The 1,157-nt window shown below is 46.9% G+C and carries 1 protein-coding gene and 1 pseudogene; one reads left to right on the top strand and one right to left on the bottom strand.

Annotated features, from left to right (window positions below):
* Positions 1 to 506, bottom strand: a pseudogene (locus B7X71_RS17450) (M48 family peptidase); the annotation flags it as partial.
* 23 nt (positions 507 to 529) lie between these two features.
* Here B7X71_RS17450 and moaC point away from each other — a divergent pair.
* Positions 530 to 1,006 (top strand): cyclic pyranopterin monophosphate synthase MoaC, encoded by a 477-nt coding sequence (gene moaC, locus B7X71_RS17445; RefSeq protein WP_293601672.1) that lies wholly within the window; start codon positions 530 to 532, stop codon positions 1,004 to 1,006.
* Positions 1,007 to 1,157: the final 151 nt, after the last annotated feature.

Below are 1,157 nucleotides of genomic sequence, written 5' to 3'. Positions count from 1 at the left end.
ATACTGCTATCTTTAACAGCGAATACCTCAAAGTTATAGGCGCCACTGCCCTGCTCATTAGCCCCACCCAATTGCAAACGTTTTGCAGCTTGCAATAAGCGTCGCTCCATTTGATTTAAATAATCATAGATAGGCAAGTCATTGGAATAATCTGGATCCGGACGAATCTGGCGCATGATCATCTCACCATACTTTTTCTCATCCATACGGCTTAAGCTATCGCCACCTGGATCACCCATATCTGGGAGCACAAAGCTTGGCTGAGTTAGGGGCGTATTGCGTGAGGGCAGATTTGAAGAGCGGGCGTCGGGCGACTGAACCGCTCTACCTAGGTTCTGCAAAGCAGCAGACTCACCCTGAACCGAGACATCCCCAGTTATTGAGGAAGGCGCAGGACCAGCGGCATAAACAAAGCCAGCGCTTGGCCAAGCCAAGCTCAAAATGAGCTGAGCAGCCAAAATTCGCTTAAATAGCGATAGTTTTTGCGATGTCTTTATGACTTCCATCCCTATATGGTAAAACTTATCCCATGAACAAACTAACTCATTTTGATGCCTCCGGCCAAGCCCATATGGTTAATGTGGGGGACAAACCCAATACCCACCGAATCGCCATTGCTGGCGGCAAAATTTCAATGTTACCCAGCACCTTCAAAATGGTAGAGGAAGGAACGCATAAAAAGGGTGACGTTCTCGGTATCGCCAGAATTGCAGGTATTCAGGCTTCTAAAAAAACATCTGATCTGATTCCCCTTTGCCATCCCTTGGCTTTGACTCATGTCAGCCTAGAATTTCTCCTACACCCAGAATCCAGCAGTATTAGCTGCCAAGTGAGAGCTGAAACCACCGGACCTACAGGCGTAGAAATGGAAGCTCTCACCGCAGTCCAAGTCGCCCTCCTCACAATCTATGACATGTGCAAAGCAGTAGACCGTGGCATGGTGATGGGTGATGTGAAGCTACTTGAGAAGAGTGGTGGCAAGTCTGGCGAATGGAAGTTGACGTAGTGCTCACTAATCTGTAAAACAATAACGAGAAAATAAAAAACACTCTTAGCCTAATCCTGCACTACCAAGGAGAGACAAATGCTACATCTGACAATCGAAATGGCAAGTGATAAGCTCGAGTCCAGATCAAAGGCTGTGTTGTATGTAGTAA

Source organism: Polynucleobacter sp. 39-46-10 (assembly GCF_002282275.1).
Note: the sequence above shows the minus strand (reverse complement) of the source record. Positions and strands in the feature narration are given on the sequence as shown.

What these genes read in the sequence shown, in the direction of transcription:
- moaC (WP_293601672.1), top strand. Translation starts at nt 530, where the DNA reads ATGAACAAACTAACTCATTTTGATGCCTCCGGCCAAGCCCATATGGTT.